This window comes from Paenibacillus hebaui, from assembly GCF_051934385.1.
GTDB lineage: Bacteria > Bacillota > Bacilli > Paenibacillales > Paenibacillaceae > Paenibacillus.
In genome coordinates this window covers 2,233,863-2,249,291 of the sequence record NZ_CP196836.1, presented here as the reverse complement: position 1 = coordinate 2,249,291, position 15,429 = coordinate 2,233,863, and the positions used below count along the sequence as shown (strand labels likewise).

The following is a 15,429-nucleotide window of genomic DNA, read 5'->3' as shown; positions in this document are numbered from 1 at the left end:
AATGTATTCCAAAGGCACATAAATAACCCGCAAAGCAATGCTGCTCTGCGGGTACTGGTGTGACAGGAACGCCTATAGATCCCCTTGCCCATGCTGACTCTGGATCGAGTTCAATCTTCTCTTCTCCTCAATGAACATTTCTTCTGCCAACTCAACGCCCTGACCTCCAAGCGAGAGCTCCGCCTGTCGCATCGCCTGCTCGGTATGCGCCAAACGGCGTTCCGCCTGTTCAATAGTCTGGTCCGTTGGATGTGACATTGCCTGTGAAACAGCAAAATGAAGTTTGTTCACTGCATTCTGCGCCTGAGATACGGTTGTATCAGCTTGCAAACTGGAATCATAACGCTTCGGCATGAGTATTCCTCCTTGGGATCATGTTCCTGCTACCCTATTAGGATGCATGATGCAAGCCTGACTTATTCTAATTCTATAATTTCCCTCAATTAGATAACTAAAAAAGAGAGGCTCCAGCCTCTCCTTTACAATTATGCGAGCGGTTCTCGCCCGCTTCCTATACCATTACTTCACGAATTTTGCGACCTTTGCCAGCACTTCTTCTTCTGACGGAGCACTAATGTACCGACCGTTGATAAAGACAAAAGCACGCTTTGCGCATGGACCGCAATACGATTTGCAACCAATCTTGATCTCCGTATCCGGAGCCATTTTCTCCAACTTGGCTACAATCGATTTTAGTCTGATATGATTACATTTTTCGCATACACGGATATCGTTTGCCATGAGTTCCCCTTCTTCGCTCCCTTAGTGGTCGCCGTTGTTGCCTTTGGATGGGTTCGTAATAACGAATCCTTCTTCAGGGAAGTACAGGTAGTCAATTTTAACGCCATCCAGCAAAGGCTGGTCATTCTCAAGAATGACTTCAATCTCTTTATCGGTAGATACAACCGTATCATTTTCTTTAGGTGTATCGATATCGAGTCCGTAGTGAGCATGATCCCCATGCGCATGTGTAATCACAACGCGCAGTTTTTTACCCTCGTTCTCAGGCTTGTCCAACTCAAGCTTCAATACTTTAGCAGCATTACGTGTAATTTTGCAGTTCATTCCATTCATCTCCTATATTGTAATTGCTGGTTCCAACAATTTCAGCATTTCTAAACTCCAGCATCTATTGTAAAGAAAGTTACTGCGTTCCGCAATAACATTGATGACAAACCCATGCTAAAACTACCCATTTTGTATTCGATTAAGACGGCGCACCCGCTGTAAGTACCGGATATTTGCGCTCTGCACGACTGACAAACCAGTTCATCAGTAGCAACGTCACACCAATATCATCTATAGGCATAAACGGCATCACGTCAGGAAGTACCCAGTAGAGCAGCGCCGGGATGATGAACAGCAGCTTCTCGCCCAAAGGGATTTGCGGAGCCCGCAACAAGCGGGGTAGCCGTTTAAATACTTGTGTCCATCGTTTGAACGACAGCAGTCTTCTCCACTTCATATGAACCCCTCCGTATGATTATTGCACCGAAATAATTCGGTACACGTTATGGTCACACCCATCATTACCCGCTTCATAGCGATCCGGAACGATTGATGTAATATGCAGATCCAAAAACGAACGCCGGTAACAGCGCCCGTTCCTGTTATACGAGTGGACAAGCAGTAAGTTTCATCTCCACTCGTCCTGATCATGTAAAAACACAGATCAACATACTTAGAAGCTTTAGTTATTGTTCTCCGTCCGATAACAACTCAGCCAGCAACATACCTACCTCCACACAAATGTCATCGAACTGATCAACAGGAAGTGGATTAACCCCTAACCCTACTTCTACCGTAAAGCCCGGCTTGCGAAACTTCTGAATGAACCAGTCTTTATATCCAGCATCGCTCCCACCCAGCTTGACTGCCTTGTAACCCGACGCTCTTGCGAGTCTGCGTGACAACGGCGCACTCTCCTTGGGTTCCAAGTCTCGATAGTTCCAATAGATCTCCTGCCCTTGGCTGTGCAGTGAAACCACAACATCGAAGTTGTGCTGCTCTGTCCACTGTGCAAGAGCCAACGCCTCCGGTTCGGATAATGGAGCTGCTCCCGCGTAATCTCTTGGCCCTGGTGATGTCATCCCTCTTCTAGCCGCCTCTTCCTCCCAATGGGCTGGAAACTGATCGTTGAGATCTACCCCTCTTATGTTAGCCTTCCAATGGGTAAAGTGTGCGCGTCCTGCGTTCCAGGCCAGCAACTGTTCTGCTTGGGGATGTTCATTAACTACCCCCTCCTGAACCAGCTCAACCCCATCCGGATTGACCATGGGGACGACCCATAGCGTGGTTTCCTGCATCCAGCGTTCAGTCTGGAACCTGTGCCAAGGTGAGTGCGTGTTATACGCTCTGGCATATTCTTCGATAAATCGCATGAGAACGGCTGTCGTCAGCCATTCATTAGCATGAACAGAAGCGTTGACATGAATATGTCTGGGTCCTTGACCCAACCGCAGATATGGCAAGGGTTTACCCATGACACTGGTGCCTATCGAACCTCTATCGATAAAAGGATACTTCTTTTCCAGCAAACCGATATCACGGTTCATTTCACGATAACCATACTCACCCTGTATCTTTACTATCGTTTTTCCATTTGAATCGGGAATATGAATACAACGCCCGCACCAATCGGATACGTTCGTAATTTCAGGGTTGGCCTCGCGCAATTCTTGTTCATTCAGCCCAAAACGCAGTGCAATCATGGATGCGTTCTCCCCCGGCTGTACTGCATACCTGCGTCCCGTTCCCGGTCTAATGCGCAGCATCTGCCCTGTCAGCAAATAGGGTTGGGACGCCGCTTCCGGGTTGAGTGCAGCCAGCAACTCCCTGGTCATATGGTGCGCTGCCGCAATACGCGACAAGGTATCCCCCTGATGAACAATGATCCATTGCAGCTCCATGTCAATCTCCTTTCCCGCAGGAAACGCTGTAATCTCCTGTCCTTTTCTCACCTGTGCCCTTGCCGTATGTAATATGTATGCAGTGCGGGTTGTCCGTCATACTCCAAAGCTTAACCCTTCTGAATATGGCTGATATGATTAAAAAAATCCCGGAACGCTAAAGGTCCCGGGATTCTTATAAGGTTCTTAGCTATAGAAATCAAAAAACGCTACGATAATTGCGTAACCTGCCAGACGACAGGCGTTTTGGAGATTTGCTCTCCGAGCCATTGGCGGGTAATATTCTGGAACATGCGTGGGTCTCCAGTGCAGAAAAACTGATGTATCGGAGTCTCATCCCCACTGGCCAGCTTTCTTTTATCATACAAAATCGTACTGATTTCCCTCGCCGTTTCATCTGCCGAACTGATCAGCTTCACTTCCTGTCCCATAACCTCCTGAATGGTATCCATGAGAAAAGGATAGTGCGTACAACCCAGAATAAGACAATCAATCGGCTGTAGTTTGATCTGGCCCAAAGATTGCTTCACCGTACTTGTCGTTTGCTCGGAACGGAATTCACCTTGCTCCACCAGCGGCACAAGTGCCGGACAAGCTTGACTGATGACATCAATATAAGGAGACAACTGTTTGAGTGCAGAGGTGTACGCACCACTTCCAATCGTCCCCACCGTACCGATGACACCGATGCGGCCCGTGCGTGTGGCAGTAATTGCGGCCCGTGCTCCCGGATGAATGACACCGATAACCGGAACATTCACTTTGGCCCGAATATAGTCGAGCGCTGCTGCCGTAGCCGTATTACAGGCGATAACGATAACCTTCGGATCGAACTGGATCAAGAAATCAACGATTTGTTCCGTGAATTGTTTAACTTGTTCGGACGAACGGGGTCCGTACGGTGTCCGGGCAGTATCTCCAAAATATATGATCTTTTCCCGCGGGAGCTGACGCATCACTTCCTTGGCGACGGTCAATCCCCCTACACCGGAGTCTAATATAGCGATTGCTTGCTGCACGAACACACCGCTTCCTTCTTCATTGAATTGGTTCTGATTACGATTGGTTTTCAGAGCTTTCTCCCTACCGTATGAGCTTTCCGGCAAAAAGGTACCTACATCTTACCTGATTTTATCGCTTGGTTCAAACAAAATACCACACACTGCGGACTCGACACAACTGCGCGCAACAAAGCAGGCTCCCCTCCAGATTGAGGAAAGCCTGCTCACGCCAAGCTTTGCTGCTTTAGATACTATCCTTGGAATCATCCACAGGAAGCTTCGCGATGACTTCAACGCCTGACTCATTCGCTGTATCGCTAGTAGCTGAATCGATCGAAGAATCGGAATCGCTAATGAACATGGATACGCGCACTTCTTTACCTTCAGCGCAATTGCGCCAGGATTGAATATCCTGAATAACGACATCCGCCGTTTCTTTTACTTTGGATACGATTTGCGAGCTTTGTTCGCCCACTTTGCCGGCCAGTTCCTGACTTTTCTCACTCACCTGACGTGCACCTTCTGAAATGTCCTGACGCAGCTCGCGTCCAGATTTAGGCGCCAGTAACAGAGCTGTCACCGAACCTACAACCGAGCCAATTAATGCTCCCCACAACAAACTTTTGTTAGAATCCTTCACGTCTCATCTCTCCCTTTACCTTAAATTAGTACCGGATAACCAGTTGCTCGTCAATCCGGGCGAATGCCTACTCTGTTGATGCAGTATAAGCAGCAAGGGCTTGACCTGACACTCCGGTTAACAAATAACTTTCGGACACCAACTTCACGACCTCAGTCGTTATGAAACTTAGGTTTGTCGGGCTGGCTCAAGTGCAGCCCCCGCATGTTCATCGCCCGGGTCCAGATCAATCACATATCGGCCTGGTGCAATCATCGCCTCCTGATGTTCACAACGCCAGCGACGCCCACCGGACGATCCCAGTGTCTGCCCATCCTGTAGAACATCTCCCTGATCAAAGATGTAATAGGCGGCACCCAGTAAGGTCTGGGCTACCGTATCCGGATCAAGTCCAACGAAATGACACTGCACATCAGGTACGCCAAGCGCGGACAGACCTACCGTGTCCATCACCAGCTGACGCTGTTCCTCCGTGCCTCCTGCCTGATACATGCGCACATTCATCGCAGCATAGAGATGTTCTTCACGCTCCTGCGACTGTACATAGGCTTCCGGTTCAACCAATTTGTCACTGCCGTACCAATACATCGCCTCACATGGCAAACATTCCATCACAGCCTGAATGGTCTTCTGGAACAATTCAAGCCGCTCTTTGCGAGGCATGGCAGCAGTGAACATATCATGAAGCCGGATGGAATATCGGGCAGTTTCTACAGCTTGTCCTGCTTCCGTCCAGTGCCAGGCTTGCTGCAAAGCACCCCCAAAGCGAGCGCGATCTGCAATTTCGTTCACCGGGAGCATACAAGTCTGTGCTGGAATGTCCCCTTCCTGAAACGAAACCTTATGGTCCAGATGGTAGAAAACCAGCATCTCAGGGTCTTGCTCTGCATTCCCATGCTTCACGTCAAGCCGGACTTGTCCAGTATGACGACCGAGTGCCTCACGCAACCGTCCGTGGTCTACTACAGGACGCTCCTGAAACAGCAGTTCAGTCATATAAACCGGATGAAATCCGGAAGGTACATCATTAGCTTCATGATTTTCTTCTCTATCTTCTTTCCATTCGTTCGTCATGCGGTTTCCCCTCATTCCTTGCTCTGTCCCTCGGCCTGTACAGTCTGAAAGGGTACCAGTTCTTTTTCCACGTAGGCACTAACCTGATTGGAAAAACGTTCAAGCACGCCTGGCAAGTCACTGCTCAGCGGATGCAGTTCAGCACGCTCCCAGCTGTAATAGTCCTGAACCAGCAGCTTGCGCAACGATACGAGGCGACTAAGCACCTCATAAGTTGCATCGTCAAAAACGTTCTCTTCGTGGTTAATCTGAATAATATCCTCATAACTGCTTGCATCACGCATGATAAAGCCGTCAATGAGATAACTCCCCACATCGGTAACGATCTCGATCGCCAGATGAAGACAACGTTCCTGTACCAGACCCAACATAAGACTGCCATCCCAAGCTTGTGATGCACGTCGAAGTCCTTCGGCCACCTCCGGAACGGCAGCAAGCCGGCGGGCAATCTGTTCCCTGTTTACATAATACAATACGTTCACTTCCCGTTCAGTGAATTATCTGTTCCGTTTTCCTCTTCGCTTAAGCCAGAATAACATCACAGGACAAGCGATTAGAAACACGATAAAAATATATAAAAATTCCATAACGTCTCTTAGATCGCTCATGCAGAATCCCCTTTAATAAAAGTAGAATGAATGAAAGATTAGATTTCGTAGTCCACTGCAATCGACTGTTCTCTGACTTCGTTCATATACTTAATGACTTCCTGATGTAGCGGATGCACCTGATACGCCTGCAGATCCTCCAGTGACTCAAACTCCGCTGTAAGGGAAATGTCGAAAGATCTCTCGGAGCGAAGTACGTCGATACCCACTTCAAGCGAAACCAATACGTCAATTTTACCTTGCAGATTACGCAGAACTTTAGCAGCAGCTTCAACACTTTCAGGAGAACGATCCTTCATTTTGAACAGAACAATATGTTTAATCATGGGACAAGCACCTCATTTGCATATAATAATTTTAGATGAATGAATTTTCTTGTATCCAAAATATATCATAACGCCCTCTATTGCGAAAGGATACTTGGAAACGTTCTCTTAAATGAAAACTATTCGGTACTGCTTTCATTCGTTTTTCGTTTTCGCCTGAGATGGGTCATCCGTCTGTTCCCTTGGGTTCGTTTCGTTGGTCTGTTCCGCTCCCGCTGCTTGCTCCGTTGTCTCTTGGTTCTCTACGTTTAACTTCGGTTTGCCCCATTCACGGTCAGCCAGAGCATCCTCTTTCTTGAGCACTGCAATGGCCTGTCTGAGCTTGTTTGGCAACGGAAGACCGATTCGGGCATAATTTTCAGTTATGGATATTAACTCATTCACCAGATAGAAGTAGATTGCTCCTCCTTTGATGATGTCCGTTCCCATAAGCAGGTCGATTCGGTGAGCAAGCAGAATAACGGTTAGAATTAGACCTTTGCGGGCAAGTCCCCAGAATCCAATGTTACTATTCAATCCGGTACCCGTTCTTACTGCCGCCGCGAGACCCGTTATATAATCCACAGCCATCGCGACCGCGAGCAGGCTAAGCAATTGATCCCATCCACCAAAAGCAAACGTCACAAACGCGCCTGAAATAGCAGCGAAGGTATTCACAGCTGGACTCACGTCTCTCACTCTTCCTTTCACTTGGGTATCCTACAAGATATGTAAGAGTAAGAGAGTTTGACAGGCCACCTGCCTGTCTAAACTGACGGAATTCTAATTTCAGATTTGTGCACATCGGAGATGGACTTCTTTCACGGAAATCGAATATTTATGGGTAAATCATGGAAATAAACCGCATCATATCAACAAAAATTTGATAAAAGTACTTTAGTCCTATCATTAGGTTATATGACCTAATTTTATTTTTACTCATAATCAATTTACTCCCTCAAATTTAGTGAAACATTGTAATCTAGGAATATACTAGGATGTGAATTGCGTGCGGTCTAGTTCATAACTCCTCCTTTGTAGCGGAAACACGCATGGTTACATTTGAAACCGGTGCACCCGGCACTTGAAAGTACCCCACTACTTATTGTAGTATTTGGTTAAAAAAATCGGAGGAAATATGCCTAATCAACCAGAACAACATTCCATCCAGGCGTGGTCTCTGATCAACCGTAAATATTTGGGGAAAGGTGTCCGTGTTAAACGGTTCCGTAAACCGACACGCTGTCAAATCCGCAATCGTGTTCTTCTTGCCGTGCTGATGGCCAATGATATCAAGTTGTCCCAGCTCGCCGAAGACCTATCCATCTCATCACGCAGCGTTAGCGCGTGGGTATATGAGGGGCGAATACCCGGCAGTACCAATTTGGACAAGGCATGCCAATTGCTTGGCTACCCGCGCCACATTCTTTTTAACGAAGAGGTTGTGCGCAAAAGCCCAGTGATTTGTCAGCCAGAGCCTTCCCGTTTCATGAAGCGTACGGTGACCCGTTCTCCGGTTAGCAACCGTATTCTGACAGGCTTGTGTATGGTCCATGATTTGTCGGTGACAGATGTCAGCCACTGGATCGGGGTTCACCCCGGCACTTTCCGCAAATGGCTGCATCAGGGAACGCTGCCTTCTGCTGCGTTTCAGGAACAAGCGGAACAATTTTTCCGCATCCCAAAAACTATTTTGTTCGCAGATGTCATCTTGAAGGATCGTCACAACAACTAAATTAGCGAACAGCCAAAAGGCTCTGTGCTCCCCTGAGGGAGGCCAGAGCCTTTTTTAGAATAACTGAATCTTTGCTCGGTGAGCAGCCTGTACCCAATGATCACGATGATCCATCAGTATACAAAATGACTTAACGGAAGCTATTACGCCAGGTGAGATGGATGAGCACCCTCTCTCCCGGACGATACGTTGCCGCCTGGCTCTCCAGTGTGCTATGGGTATATCCGCCATCCTTTGCCACCTTCTCCTTCACCAGAGCCATCACAGCCTGCCCTACGATCCAGACAATCCGTTCTCCACGCAGCTCACTCTCAATCAATCTTCATGTCGTGGATCAAACCCTCCTCGTATTGAGCACTTCATTGATATATCTCAACCCAGTATACCGATCACGAAGTGTATGAGCTGTTGTCAAAGCATGCTCTACCATCTCCGGGGTTACACCCAGTTGTTCCGTTGTTGTTGGCCCGCCTACCTCTTCCAGCCATGTTGTGAGCTGAGATACTTCAGGCAGATGATGATATATATCGAAAACCGATTCGACCGATGTTTGTGCGAGCTCTTTGTATTTTGCCGTAAGCAATGCACAAGCCACGCCAACTTTGGCACCATGCAAAACAGGCCTGTGCCCCGCTTCCATCAGGGCCATCTCCCAACGATGGGACAGGTGATGTTCCCCTCCGGAAGCCGGACGGGAATGATCAATGATCAGCATGGAGATCCCGGAAGCAATCAACGCATCCATTAATACGGTGACACCTTCCGCTCGTCCCTCAGCGATATCTCTCACATGGTCCACACAGGTAATCAATGCCTCTTCTGTCATTCGATAAGCAACCGGGCAGAACGGCTCTCCGCCCATGTCCCGGGAAACAATCCAGTCTGCAAGCGAAGTATATTTACCAAGCATATCTCCAAATCCAGCGGCATTCATCTCTTGAGGGGCTTGCTCCAAAATATCAATATCGGCAAAAATGGCATCAGGCGCTACAGCCTGAAATGTCTGTTTGATGCCGCTTACAATTAACGGTGCACCTGCCGAGGTAAACCCATCAACCGAAGCTGCTGTCGGTACGGACAGAAACGGCTTGTTCATTTTGGAACAAACAAATCGCACTAAATCATGAATGGTACCTGAACCAACAGCAATGATGGCCTGGCTTTCCAATTTCACGCCCAACAATACCTGAACAATCGCTGCCTCATCGGCAACAACATCACCTGTCTGGTTCTCCGGCATACATATCTCATCCACACTACACCCAGCTTCCCGAATGTTACTCAACACATCATATCCGGCCACCTGAGCCGTATGCCGATCATGGACAACGGTCACCCTATTGTAGCCTTGCTCAGACAAATAACCAGGCAATCGCTGAATTGCGCCATGCTCCAGATGAATCAGCATATGCACCAATCGATGTTCATGCCCACAAGTACACCGCTGTGCTTCTTCGTTCCATGCTGCAATTCGTTCGTTCATATTCATTCGAGCTTAACCTCCCTATGAGATATCATGCATCATGCATAATTACCTGAACAAAACCACAAAATGAAAAAAGGAAATAAATGCTGATGATTTTCCTGATCACACTGTACTTCCATTATCCAAAGTATGCAAACCCATAACTCACTCCCAAAGCAGGTGAACCTATGATAATTACCAAAGAAACAGGGATTTCCCTTGGATTTCTTGCAGGAACCACGTTTGGCAGCGGTATTGCTTTTTTGTTTCGCTACCAGTCGTATGAGGTCATTGCGAGTGTCGCGATTTTCGGGATTGCCGGTGCCCTCGCAGGACTCTGTACAGCAGTCAAGCTACGTCAGCGGCAGCAATAAGATGATTAGATTACGCACAGTAGTTTTAAGAGAAAAGTAACATCTTAGCCTTATATGAGAGAGCCGGATTAGGCTCTCTTTTACTATGCTTTGCAAGGTGGATCAGGCAGACATTCATATCATTTCTGTTTTTTCAAACAACAAAAAAAAGCTTATGAATTGCCTTAAGAGCAATTACACAAGCCTTTTTCTTAGATGCGGTCGAGAGGACTCGAACCTCCACGGGGGTTAGCCCACACGGACCTGAACCGTGCGCGTCTGCCAATTCCGCCACGACCGCATAATATGTATCTTCTCATGCAGGATGAAAAGCATTCTGGTCAAGCAATCACTTGTTTTACCGTAATTTAGAGTATACATACTCTGAAGCAAGATTGCAATATCTTTTTTCAAACTCCAAAAAAGGACATATGTCCTTTTTTAATTCTTCCCAACGCTCTATCGTAGGCATTAAGCAGAAACAAATGTCCTCCTGGACATACTCTACATCGGTATTTGTATTCACATAGAGCCCAAAACACCTGTTCTATGCCGCACACTTCAAGCAGGCACTTGGGCCGCAGCCTGTCCCCACACAGCGTCAATAACACAATCGCTTGACAGATGTTGCAGCATTTAAGCTACACCAATTAACTATGAATGATCCTAAGATGAAATTTAAGGAGAGATACATTTGAGTAAAACCAAACTATGTTTTATCGGTGCCGGATTCCATGCATCCACGAATATATATCCTTCTGCTATTGAAGCCGGAGCAGAAATCCAGGCCATTGCCACCCGCAATATGGAGCGCTCCGAAGCGGCTCTGTTGCGCTTTGGCAGCAACGGAATAGCGTATGACCATGTACATCTCATGTTACAGCATGAAGACTGTGATGGCGTCGTTATTGTGGCACAGCCGCAAGATCAGACTGCTCTTGCCCTCGAATGTATCAAGGCTGGCAAACATGTGTATGTGGATAAACCACTCGGTTGGAACGCAGCCGAAGCATCCGTTGTAGCTGACGCCGCCGAGAAGGCTGGTGTGGTCGTGATGGTTGGATTTATGAAACGATACGCTCCGGTCTATATGAAGCTCAAAGAACTCATCGATGACGGCTCCATGGGTAAAGCACGTTCTTTCCAATTGAAATTCGCCGTAGACAGTACCCCGTTCTGCAAGGATGAGGAACAGTTTATGAAACTGGCCGCCATCCATATGGTGGACCTGATGCGTTTCCTGTTTGGTGAAGCTGTTCAAGTTACGGGCACAGCCCGTAAAAACGGCGAACATATTAACCAGAGTATTTCCCTGAAATTTGATAACGGTGTGGTGGGCAGTGCATATTTTGCTGGGATGAGTGCATGGTCACGCGAAAGTGAAAGTGTATTGGTCACTTTTGATAACGGATTTGCGTCTGCGGATGAGATTAACACAATTACGATTCATCAATCTCGTACAGGGGACACCCCTCCATGGAAGTCTCTTGAAGAACAAGATACGGTATTCACCCCTTCCGGATCTCCCATGTCGGGAGCTTATCGGGACCTTTATCTGCGCGGATTCGTAGGCGAGATGGCTCATTTCATGGAATGCTGCCGGAACAAGTCTGTTCCGCATTCCAGCGGCAAGGATAACATCAGAACAATGGCCTTATGTGACACGATTCTATCCTCATTAATATGACGTTTATACGTATACAGCGCAAATGATTTTATATATCTAGAGAAGAGGAAATAATGACATGTTGGACACAGGGTTACTCATCATTCGACTGGTTATTGGTTTCATTATGATGGGCCATGCATGCAAGAAACTCTTCGGCTGGTTTGGTGGCGAAGGTATATCAGGGACCGCTGGATTTTTCGGAGCGATTGGTCTGAAACCTGCACGATTCATGGCGGTATGCGCAGGACTCCTCGAATTCATTGGCGGATTCCTGTTCGCCGCGGGTCTGTGGACTATCGTTGGCACCATTTTGCTCATCATACCTATGCTCGTTGCCATTGTTAAAGTTCACGCTGGAAAGGGACTTTGGAACCTGAATGGAGGATTCGAATATAATCTGGTTATGCTCGGATCATTGCTCGGTGTCGCACTTGCCAGTGCTGGAGCGTACTCACTGGATGCCATTCTGTAGCATCATTTATTTCAAATTCATACCTAACAACCTCGATGTTTCGTAAAACGAAACCGGGGTTCTTTATCGTTATAATCTCAGACCTTGGATAGGGTTTATAATCTGAATAAGAAATGATATGCTCATAGATGAACCATACGTACAATAATGTGATGTAGTATTCTAATGGATACCATAAACAACCACCGCGAACTGGAGGTGCACCTATAATGAGAAAGAACCCGACCAAGGCGTTTCCTGGACCTTATGGTTGTTCGGTAGAAGTAACGCTTAGTGTCATCGGAGGCAAATGGAAAGGCGCCATTTTGTATCACCTGTTCTCCGGTTCTTTAAGATTCAACGAGATTCGAAAATTATTTCCTGATATCACCCAGCGGATGCTTACTCTTCAGTTAAGAGAATTGGAAAGCAGCGGGATCGTACACAGGGAAGTCTATCCTCAGGTTCCTCCAAAAGTCGAATACTCGCTTACGCCGTTTGGTGAAACGCTGCGTCCGATTATTTATAGCATGAAAGACTGGGGAGAACAGTACACCAACGAAGTTCTGGCCAGATCACAAGAGGTGTAACCATAAAGAAGCTGTCCCATTCTCACACGGGATCAGCTTCTTTTGTTTGTAGGCGTCCATTTTGAAAAACCACTATTTTTCCACCGTTTGGATCGTAACCGTACGATTACGCCCCTCTTCCTTGGCTTGATATAACGCGTTATCGGCCAAGTGAAATAATTCCGTTGCTGATGTAGAATGCAGCGGATACTCAGCAATACCTGCCGAAATGGTCACGGAACGATCAATCGGCAACACACTTTCTTCGACAGTTACACGGATATGTTCGGCAATCTGATACGCTATTTTAGATTCCGTATGCCGCAATAACACAACAAACTCCTCGCCGCCATATCTGGAGCATACATCTTGCGTTCGAACCGAGAGCTTAATCATGCTGGCAATATGCTTCAGAACCAGATCACCGGCATGATGTCCATATGTATCGTTAATGGATTTGAAACGGTCAATATCCAAGACAATTATGGAGAAAGGAATCTCTCCATCAATCCAGTGCTGAATAACTTCTTCAAACGTCCTTCGATTGGTCATTCCGGTCAATACATCCGTTCTGGCATCATAGGTGAGCTGGTCTGTCTGCTTTCGAAAATTCGCCAAAGCACTCAGAACGGTGCGCGTTAACAAGTCAGCTTCCCTGTTCCAATGTGGCTTCATGATCGGCAGTTCCACCTGGCCCTTGTCTACCTGATGAACCAAATCAGCCAGTAGAACAAACGGACTGGCCAACTTGCGTGCGACCCGAATAACAATAAGCGTCAGAATCAGAAACGGCACTGAAGTGTACAACAATAACAGGCGGATATGATGATTCAGCTGATCATATACCGTCTGGGCTGGAGATACTACGACAACTCCCCAATCTGTTGCTGGTACCTTGTAATAACCAGCAAGTGAGTCCACACCAGCCTGATTCATGTATTGTTCTTTACCTGTCTGGTCGTTGAGCAACTTCTGCACAACCTTGTTTTTACTTATATTTTCACCAATCCTTTGTGTGTCCGGGTGAAATAACAGTGTTCCTTTGGCATCAACAATAAAAAAATAAGAACCATTGCTGGTCTTCAATTGACTACCAAATGACAGGTTCAAGATGTTGTTTTCCTGCAAATAGATGCTCCCACTAATCAAACCTTTGAATTCACCTGCTGGACTGAAGATCGGTTCACTCACAAAAACGACTCTTCGTTTCGAATATGGCGTTCGGTATGCTTCGGATATATAGGAGGCTCTGGATTTGAACGCTTCTTTGGCTACATCAGAACTTATAGGCTGTCCCACGCTTTTTTCCGAATAAGGGGATGAGCTCCGGATTACTCCTGTTGCATCGACCAGAGAAACCGCGTTAAAATAATTACTGCTGTTGAGGATCAAAGTCAGCGTGGAAGCCATTTTTTTCGTATCTGAATAATCGATCTCTGGAACATATTTTGCTGCATATTTCAAGCTCTCCTGCATGGATTGGAACAGCGAATCCAGCGCTTGGCTCACCTGCAAGGCATTTGAGTAGTTAAGCGAAAGCGTGTTATCAATTAACGACTGCTTCTGGGATGTATAAGAAGAGATGAACATAATGGTTAACGTCATCAGAACTGCAATGGCAACCAGTCCACTAAGGAGAGCAGTAAGGCTAATTTTTTTAATATTATTCATTTTTTTTCGTAATCTGGATGTTTTATTCTGTGCGATCATTATTGCTTCCCCCGGATTTTCATGAAAAGGCATATTCCTTCTATTTTATACGAAAGTTGTTAAAAAGAAATAAAATTATTTATGAAGTTTTTACAATTGAAATCACACTGAATCCATAATGACATATCCTTCACCAAGTTGTTGTTCGACAAACCCAGCCATATGACGAATCTGAAATTCGATGGGCCGGTCGGAACCCACCAGGATACGATTTTGGGCTTCATCTGCTGCTGTTTCGGTTGGTAGAGCAAATGAACGTGTGTAAGCAAATTGCTCTTGTAACGTCGTATGAATCGCATTCACAAGTATATCATTGCCCGCACGCCCAAATACATTTAGTAATACCGTTCCTCCCATCCGCAATTTATCTTTCAGCATTGTAAAAAACGAACTGGAGGTAAAATGCGCAGGGGTTCCAGTAGCCGTAAAAGCGTCAATAATAATATAATCATATGTACCAGCAGCTTCCTGCTGTAATAGTTCACGACCATCGCCAACCAGAACATGACTTCCACGATACCCAAAGAAAGTTTTACTTAATTCAACGACTTCTGCGTCAAGTTCAGCCACCTTTACATCGCGGTTAGACAAGTAGGTTGATAACGTACCAATGCCATGCCCCACGACAAAAACGGATTTGTATTCAGGGTTATTTCGTTCCATAAGATGAACCATCGCTCTCGGATACTCCAGCACCATTCGACTTGGCTCGTCCAGATCCATCGCTCCCTGAACAGCCGCATTTGAAAATTCAAGCACACGAAATCGGCCCTTTTCCCCATAAAGCTTGGTTGTATCATAAATGGTTAACTCATGTTGCTCACTTTTGTCTCGGTATACCACTCGCACCAGCCGTTCTCCCTTCGTTATGCTAGACGTAATTATAATAAGAATGTTCCTTCTATTATAAGGGATGATACCTCTACACCCTATAGCTGAA

The 15,429-nt window shown here is 46.5% G+C and carries 19 protein-coding genes, 1 tRNA gene and 1 pseudogene; 5 read left to right on the top strand and 16 right to left on the bottom strand.

The genetic code is table 11. The annotated features are described in order from the left end of the window. Positions 1-72 precede the first annotated feature (72 nt). The 11 genes and pseudogenes from ACR32F_RS10360 to ACR32F_RS10310 all read right to left on the bottom strand — a co-directional run. Positions 73-354 (bottom strand): hypothetical protein, encoded by a 282-nt coding sequence (locus ACR32F_RS10360; RefSeq protein WP_440118618.1) that lies wholly within the window; start codon positions 352-354, stop codon positions 73-75. A gap of 165 nt (positions 355-519) precedes the next feature. Beyond that, complete coding sequence (locus ACR32F_RS10355; protein ID WP_024629198.1) at positions 520-741, bottom strand: DUF1450 domain-containing protein; 222 nt, start codon at positions 739-741, stop codon at positions 520-522. A gap of 21 nt (positions 742-762) precedes the next feature. Further along, the gene (locus tag ACR32F_RS10350) at positions 763-1,065 is read right to left on the bottom strand and encodes an iron-sulfur cluster assembly accessory protein (protein ID WP_440118616.1); all 303 of its coding nucleotides are present in this window, start codon (positions 1,063-1,065) and stop codon (positions 763-765) included. 142 nt (positions 1,066-1,207) lie between these two features. Then, positions 1,208-1,465, bottom strand: a complete 258-nt coding sequence (locus ACR32F_RS10345) for a hypothetical protein (protein ID WP_440118614.1) — start codon at positions 1,463-1,465, stop codon at positions 1,208-1,210. A 229-nt stretch (positions 1,466-1,694) separates the two neighbouring features. Then, positions 1,695-2,909: a M14 family metallopeptidase gene (locus tag ACR32F_RS10340; RefSeq protein WP_440118612.1), complete on the bottom strand. Its 1,215-nt coding sequence runs from the start codon at positions 2,907-2,909 to the stop codon at positions 1,695-1,697. A gap of 209 nt (positions 2,910-3,118) precedes the next feature. Then, a complete protein-coding gene (gene racE, locus ACR32F_RS10335; protein ID WP_440119762.1) occupies positions 3,119-3,928 on the bottom strand; it encodes a glutamate racemase in 810 nt (269 codons plus the stop codon). Between the two features lie 226 nt (positions 3,929-4,154). Continuing rightward, positions 4,155-4,550, bottom strand: coding sequence for a YtxH domain-containing protein (locus tag ACR32F_RS10330; protein WP_440118610.1), 396 nt, complete (start codon positions 4,548-4,550; stop codon positions 4,155-4,157). 168 nt (positions 4,551-4,718) lie between these two features. Then, positions 4,719-5,624: a DUF4261 domain-containing protein gene (locus ACR32F_RS10325; RefSeq protein WP_440118608.1), complete on the bottom strand. Its 906-nt coding sequence runs from the start codon at positions 5,622-5,624 to the stop codon at positions 4,719-4,721. Positions 5,625-5,635: 11 nt separating this feature from the next. Beyond that, positions 5,636-6,097 carry a DUF86 domain-containing protein gene (locus ACR32F_RS10320; RefSeq protein WP_440118606.1) on the bottom strand — a complete coding sequence of 154 codons (462 nt, stop codon included), beginning with the start codon at positions 6,095-6,097 and terminating at the stop codon, positions 5,636-5,638. A gap of 173 nt (positions 6,098-6,270) precedes the next feature. Further along, a complete protein-coding gene (locus ACR32F_RS10315; RefSeq protein ID WP_440118604.1) occupies positions 6,271-6,558 on the bottom strand; it encodes a Dabb family protein in 288 nt (95 codons plus the stop codon). 282 nt (positions 6,559-6,840) lie between these two features. Beyond that, a pseudogene (locus ACR32F_RS10310) lies at positions 6,841-7,236 on the bottom strand (phage holin family protein); the annotation flags it as partial. Between the two features lie 439 nt (positions 7,237-7,675). On the opposite strand from ACR32F_RS10310, the gene ACR32F_RS10305 reads away from it, so the two are divergent. Beyond that, complete coding sequence (locus ACR32F_RS10305) at positions 7,676-8,272, top strand: helix-turn-helix domain-containing protein (RefSeq protein ID WP_024629188.1); 597 nt, start codon at positions 7,676-7,678, stop codon at positions 8,270-8,272. A 130-nt stretch (positions 8,273-8,402) separates the two neighbouring features. Here ACR32F_RS10305 and ACR32F_RS10300 read toward each other — a convergent pair whose 3' ends face one another. Together ACR32F_RS10300 and ACR32F_RS10295 are read right to left on the bottom strand one after the other, a co-directional pair. Beyond that, positions 8,403-8,591 carry a hypothetical protein gene (locus tag ACR32F_RS10300; RefSeq protein WP_440118602.1) on the bottom strand — a complete coding sequence of 63 codons (189 nt, stop codon included), beginning with the start codon at positions 8,589-8,591 and terminating at the stop codon, positions 8,403-8,405. A 15-nt stretch (positions 8,592-8,606) separates the two neighbouring features. Beyond that, positions 8,607-9,761: a sn-glycerol-1-phosphate dehydrogenase gene (locus ACR32F_RS10295; protein ID WP_440118600.1), complete on the bottom strand. Its 1,155-nt coding sequence runs from the start codon at positions 9,759-9,761 to the stop codon at positions 8,607-8,609. Positions 9,762-9,925: 164 nt separating this feature from the next. On the opposite strand from ACR32F_RS10295, the gene ACR32F_RS10290 reads away from it, so the two are divergent. Beyond that, the gene (locus ACR32F_RS10290; RefSeq protein WP_440118598.1) at positions 9,926-10,111 is read left to right on the top strand and encodes a hypothetical protein; all 186 of its coding nucleotides are present in this window, start codon (positions 9,926-9,928) and stop codon (positions 10,109-10,111) included. A gap of 196 nt (positions 10,112-10,307) precedes the next feature. On the opposite strand, the gene ACR32F_RS10285 is transcribed toward ACR32F_RS10290, so the two are convergent. Beyond that, a tRNA-Leu gene (locus tag ACR32F_RS10285) sits at positions 10,308-10,391 on the bottom strand. A 393-nt stretch (positions 10,392-10,784) separates the two neighbouring features. Here ACR32F_RS10285 and ACR32F_RS10280 point away from each other — a divergent pair. From ACR32F_RS10280 to ACR32F_RS10270, 3 genes are all read left to right on the top strand, one after another. Beyond that, positions 10,785-11,777, top strand: a complete 993-nt coding sequence (locus tag ACR32F_RS10280; protein WP_440118596.1) for a Gfo/Idh/MocA family protein — start codon at positions 10,785-10,787, stop codon at positions 11,775-11,777. A gap of 58 nt (positions 11,778-11,835) precedes the next feature. Further along, a complete protein-coding gene (locus ACR32F_RS10275; RefSeq protein ID WP_440118594.1) occupies positions 11,836-12,231 on the top strand; it encodes a DoxX family protein in 396 nt (131 codons plus the stop codon). Between the two features lie 209 nt (positions 12,232-12,440). After that, positions 12,441-12,800, top strand: a complete 360-nt coding sequence (locus ACR32F_RS10270) for a winged helix-turn-helix transcriptional regulator (RefSeq protein WP_440118592.1) — start codon at positions 12,441-12,443, stop codon at positions 12,798-12,800. 72 nt (positions 12,801-12,872) lie between these two features. On the opposite strand, the gene ACR32F_RS10265 is transcribed toward ACR32F_RS10270, so the two are convergent. Both ACR32F_RS10265 and ACR32F_RS10260 read right to left on the bottom strand, forming a co-directional pair. After that, the gene (locus ACR32F_RS10265; RefSeq protein ID WP_440118590.1) at positions 12,873-14,489 is read right to left on the bottom strand and encodes a sensor domain-containing diguanylate cyclase; all 1,617 of its coding nucleotides are present in this window, start codon (positions 14,487-14,489) and stop codon (positions 12,873-12,875) included. Between the two features lie 102 nt (positions 14,490-14,591). Beyond that, positions 14,592-15,338, bottom strand: a complete 747-nt coding sequence (locus ACR32F_RS10260; protein ID WP_440118588.1) for a spermidine synthase — start codon at positions 15,336-15,338, stop codon at positions 14,592-14,594. Positions 15,339-15,429 lie beyond the last annotated feature (91 nt).

Excerpts from the sequence above, each read along its gene's own strand:
- ACR32F_RS10360 (WP_440118618.1), bottom strand. The coding sequence starts at position 354 with ATGCCGAAGCGTTATGATTCCAGTTTGCAAGCTGATACAACCGTATCT.
- ACR32F_RS10355 (WP_024629198.1), bottom strand. The coding sequence starts at position 741 with ATGGCAAACGATATCCGTGTATGCGAAAAATGTAATCATATCAGACTA.
- ACR32F_RS10350 (WP_440118616.1), bottom strand. The coding sequence starts at position 1,065 with ATGAACTGCAAAATTACACGTAATGCTGCTAAAGTATTGAAGCTTGAG.
- ACR32F_RS10345 (WP_440118614.1), bottom strand. The coding sequence starts at position 1,465 with ATGAAGTGGAGAAGACTGCTGTCGTTCAAACGATGGACACAAGTATTT.
- ACR32F_RS10340 (WP_440118612.1), bottom strand. The coding sequence starts at position 2,909 with ATGGAGCTGCAATGGATCATTGTTCATCAGGGGGATACCTTGTCGCGT.
- ACR32F_RS10325 (WP_440118608.1), bottom strand. The coding sequence starts at position 5,624 with ATGACGAACGAATGGAAAGAAGATAGAGAAGAAAATCATGAAGCTAAT.
- ACR32F_RS10315 (WP_440118604.1), bottom strand. The coding sequence starts at position 6,558 with ATGATTAAACATATTGTTCTGTTCAAAATGAAGGATCGTTCTCCTGAA.
- ACR32F_RS10305 (WP_024629188.1), top strand. The coding sequence starts at position 7,676 with ATGCCTAATCAACCAGAACAACATTCCATCCAGGCGTGGTCTCTGATC.
- ACR32F_RS10295 (WP_440118600.1), bottom strand. The coding sequence starts at position 9,761 with ATGAATATGAACGAACGAATTGCAGCATGGAACGAAGAAGCACAGCGG.
- ACR32F_RS10290 (WP_440118598.1), top strand. The coding sequence starts at position 9,926 with ATGATAATTACCAAAGAAACAGGGATTTCCCTTGGATTTCTTGCAGGA.
- ACR32F_RS10275 (WP_440118594.1), top strand. The coding sequence starts at position 11,836 with ATGTTGGACACAGGGTTACTCATCATTCGACTGGTTATTGGTTTCATT.
- ACR32F_RS10270 (WP_440118592.1), top strand. The coding sequence starts at position 12,441 with ATGAGAAAGAACCCGACCAAGGCGTTTCCTGGACCTTATGGTTGTTCG.
- ACR32F_RS10265 (WP_440118590.1), bottom strand. The coding sequence starts at position 14,489 with ATGATCGCACAGAATAAAACATCCAGATTACGAAAAAAAATGAATAAT.